The organism is Halorubrum shenae, assembly GCF_051194165.1.
Taxonomy (GTDB): domain Archaea; phylum Halobacteriota; class Halobacteria; order Halobacteriales; family Haloferacaceae; genus Halorubrum.
Genome location: NZ_JBLZNI010000039.1, coordinates 1 through 4,104 on the forward strand (window position 1 = coordinate 1; position 4,104 = coordinate 4,104).

Below are 4,104 nucleotides of genomic sequence, written 5' to 3' on the forward strand. Positions count from 1 at the left end.
GGACGGTGGACTGTGAAGGGTGGTGTCGGATTCATCCCCGCGCTAAAGCGCGAGGCTTTCTCCTCGATTCTCCGTAACGTACAGTGTGTTGTTAGCGATCATGAACTCCCCGACGTAGACGGCATTTCTCTCCTCAAAACGGTACGCGTTCAATATCCAGATCTTCCGTTTATCATCTTCAAAAGCGAAGGGAGCGAAGCGGTCGCCAGTCAAGCGATTCATGCCAGAGTGACAGACTATCTGATAACGGACCGATTCGATGATCAATGGGAGCGATTCACCGAACTCATCAATCAGGCCATCGAATTCCATCGAGCCCAGTCGCACCTAACTGATGTTGAAGCCCGACTACGGGACATCGTTCAAGCCCTCCCCGATGGAGTGGTTATCATCCAAGACGAGTCCATCGAGTATTTGAATCAGGAAGCGCGCGACATCTTCGACATTGAGAATACTGTCGATACCGCCGGGCGTCCGCTCGGTGACGTTATTCCGGCGAGTGATACGTTCTCGAAGAATAATTTGTCGGCCATATCAAGGGGTGAGATATACATCGACCGCGTCGAGGTAGGTTCACTCGGGACCGGCCCCAATTCGACAGCGGAGCTAACCACAGCTCAAATTACTTGGGGGCAAGCTCCGGCCGTGTTGCTGATTATCGAAGATACTACGCAGCGGGAAACCTCAGAACGAGCCTTAGCGCGGATAAACGAGCAACTTCGCGTACTCAACCGGATCACACGCCACGACATCCGGAACGACGTGAACGTTATTCTCGGGTGGAGCGAAGAACTCGCCACACACGTTGATGATGACGGCCAAGCGGTGCTCGATCGGATTCAGAGAACAGGGAAAAACACGATCGGTCTAACGAGAACGATCCGCGACTTCATCGAAGCTCTCGGGATGGACCAGAACCCCGAATTGAACCCGGTCCTTGTCAGTGAGGTTCTCGACGTTGAACTAACTAAATGTCGGTCGATGTATCCGGATGCCACGTTCAGAGTAGATGACGATTTCTCCGAGATCAGTGTGCATGCCAATGATTTGCTCTCATCTGTGTTCCGAAATATCCTGAACAACGCTGTCCAACACAACGACAAGAACGAGCCTATTGTTAACATCGGGTGTCGGGTGAGCGACGAGACGATCCGGACCAGTATTGCCGATGACGGACCTGGGATCCCCGATGACCAGAAAGAAGACATTTTCGGCCGGGGCCAGAAGGGCTTAGACGCCCCCGCAGCGGGTCCTGGGCTGTATCTGATCGACAATGTTGTCGATAGCTACAGTGGTGAAATGTGGGTTGAAGACAACGAGCCCGCTGGCAGCGTATTCGTGGTTGAGCTCAATCGCGTCTATGAGGAGCGAACTAGCGAATGAGCGATGAATCAAATATGATAACCCTCAGCAAGTGTTATACAACTGGTAGCAAAGTAACAGGCAATGACTCTCGCTTCGGAACAACAGATTCAGGTTCTCCACGTTGACGATGAACCGTCTCTTACAGACCTGACTGCGACGTTCCTTGAACGGGAGGATGACAAATTCACTGTCGAGACAGCAAACAACGCTAGCGAGGGCCTAGAGCAGATTGATAGCCACCTGCCTGATTGCATTGTCTCGGACTACAACATGCCCGGCATGGATGGCTTGGAACTCTTGCAAGGTGTCCGTGAGGACAACCCAGACCTCCCGTTCATTCTTTTCACCGGCAAGGGCGGTGAAGAGGTAGCCAGCGAGGCTATCTCCGCCGATGTAACAGATTACCTTCAGAAGGGGTCGGGTTCAGAAACGTACGAACTCTTGGCCAACCGAATTCGGAACGCCGTCAACACCCGACGCGAGACCAAGCGCGCTGACAGACAGGAACAACTGATGCGCCTGACAGAGTTTGCCGGCAACACCGGCGGGTTCGAACTAGAAAGAAAGAGTGGTACGATCCTGCTAACCGTTGGTGCCCGTCGAATCATCAAGCGCCCTGACCAGACTGAAATCCCTGTTGAAGAGGCGATAGAACTGTTTCACCCGGACGACCGCGAAAGCATCCAACAAGCACTCGACAAGGGTTTCCAACTCAAACCAGGTGATGAACTACAAGACACGTGGCGACTCCAGCCGGGCGACGGCGACGAACATCTCTTAGACATTACGATCACTCCAGTCGTCGAAAACGGTGACGTAACGGGGCTCCGCGGGGCTGGCAACAACATCACCGACCGCAAAGAGCGCCAGCAGAAACTCACGCAGATAGAAACGTTGTTCCAGCATACACAGGATGCACTGTTTTTCATCAACGTCGCCGATGAGCCAACCGTCAAACGGGTGAATCCAGCGTATGAAGACGAAGTGGGATTGTCAGCATCAGAGATTCAGGGCCAGACACCCCGGGAGCTCCTTGGCGAGCAATACGGAGGGCGGGTAGAAGCAAAGTACAACGAGTGCATCCAGCGTCAAGAACCACTCCAATACAAGGAAACTGCACGGCTTAATGGAGGGAAATCACATTGGACGACCAAAATCGCGCCGGTGGTGGTTGACGGTACAGTTGAGTATGTTGTCGGTTCGACAAGAGATATCACCGAACGAAAAGAACGACGACGAGAGCTCGAAGAGTACGAGACGATCATTGAAGCACTGACCGACGCAGTGTACGTGCTTGACGAAGAGGGGCGGTTCACCTACGTTACCGACGAGTTCGTCGAGTTGGTCGGCTACGACCGGGGAACTATCCTTGGGAACACACCGTCGCTCATCAAAGATGAGGAGGCCGTCGAACAGGCAGAACACCAGTTGGGACGGTTGTTGTCGAGTGACGGCCCGGAAACGCTCACATTCGAAGTGACACTGCACCCGCGGGAGGGTGACCCGATCGTCTGTGAAGATCGAATGGGAGTTCTCCCGTACGAAGGCGACCAATTCAACGGCTCGGTTGGAACACTCCGGGATGTGACCCACCGGAAAAAACGCGAACAGGAGTTACAGGAGTTAAAAACCAGTACGAGACACTAGCCGAGAATTTCCCCGACGGTGCGGTATTCCTCATCAACAGGCTCTGTTGAAATCCTCAAAGAGTTACCTGTTTAGCCTGTAATTCGACGAGATGAAGGCCCTCCCGAAGTCGCAGATTCTCCGTTTTACAGAGAAGGCGATCAATCTGGCGCGTTGAGCGCTCTCCCGATACACCTCGAAATTTTTTAAACACCGCTACACACTTCCCCAGCACGTTGTTCTGCTGTGTCTCAAAGTTCGGAAGAACACGACCTACCGTAGATTGCTTGACGAATTAATCGAGATCCCACGCATTCGTCGCGCCCTCGGATTAGTTGAACTTCCTACGCCATCAACGCTCTGTAAGGCATTCAACCGGCTTGATATGGCTGTATGGCGTGTCATCTTGACTCTCTCAGCGACGCTACTTCCGACAAGCGGAGTTGTTGGAGTTGATGCGTCAGGATTCGACCGCAGTCACGCTTCGAAACACTACACGAAACGCGCTGAACTCACGATTCAGCAGCTCAAGGTGACGTTGCTGGTCGATACGAAGGTAAACGCGATTCTCGATTTACACGTGACGACGACTCGGAAACACGATAGCCAGATCGCTCCGTCGTTGATCAAGCGCAATCCCGAGAATATCGACATTCTTCTCGGTGACAAAGGCTATGACGACCAGAAGATCAGACAACTTGCCCGGCAACACGAAGTTCGGCCACTGATCAAGCATCGTGAGTTCACATCGCTCCACAAGGCATGGAATGCGCGCTTAAACGCTGATCTCTACGGCCAGCGGAGTCAATCCGAGACCGTCAACTCAACGCTCAAGCGAAAATACGGTGCGTTTGTCCGGTCACGGCAGTGGTGGAAACAGTTCCGTGAACTCACCATCGCTTGTCTCATCCATAACCTTGATCGAACACTCTGATCGGTGATTCAGAAGGTAACTCGTCAACAGAACCGGCGATGAGACGTGGCCGAACTCAAATTGAGTTAGCGATGAAGATATAACTGATAAAGATACGAGCGCCATCCGTCTTCAGTTAAGACTCACACCTCGGTTGTGTAGCGGTAGCGAGCGTCTCTTGTAAGATCGGTCGCTGCTTG

2 protein-coding genes and 1 pseudogene are annotated in these 4,104 nt (G+C 52.8%); all 3 read left to right on the forward strand.

From position 1 onward, the window contains the following. Positions 1-1,383: sensor histidine kinase (locus ACNS88_RS17495; RefSeq protein WP_435100600.1), on the forward strand; the 1,383-nt coding region annotated here is incomplete at its 5' end. A 63-nt stretch (positions 1,384-1,446) separates the two neighbouring features. After that, complete coding sequence (locus tag ACNS88_RS17500) at positions 1,447-3,012, forward strand: PAS domain-containing protein (RefSeq protein WP_435100603.1); 1,566 nt, start codon at positions 1,447-1,449, stop codon at positions 3,010-3,012. A gap of 91 nt (positions 3,013-3,103) precedes the next feature. After that, a pseudogene (locus ACNS88_RS17505) lies at positions 3,104-3,925 on the forward strand (IS5 family transposase). Positions 3,926-4,104: the final 179 nt, after the last annotated feature.

What these genes read in the sequence shown, in the direction of transcription:
- ACNS88_RS17500 (WP_435100603.1), top strand. Translation starts at nt 1,447, where the DNA reads ATGACTCTCGCTTCGGAACAACAGATTCAGGTTCTCCACGTTGACGAT.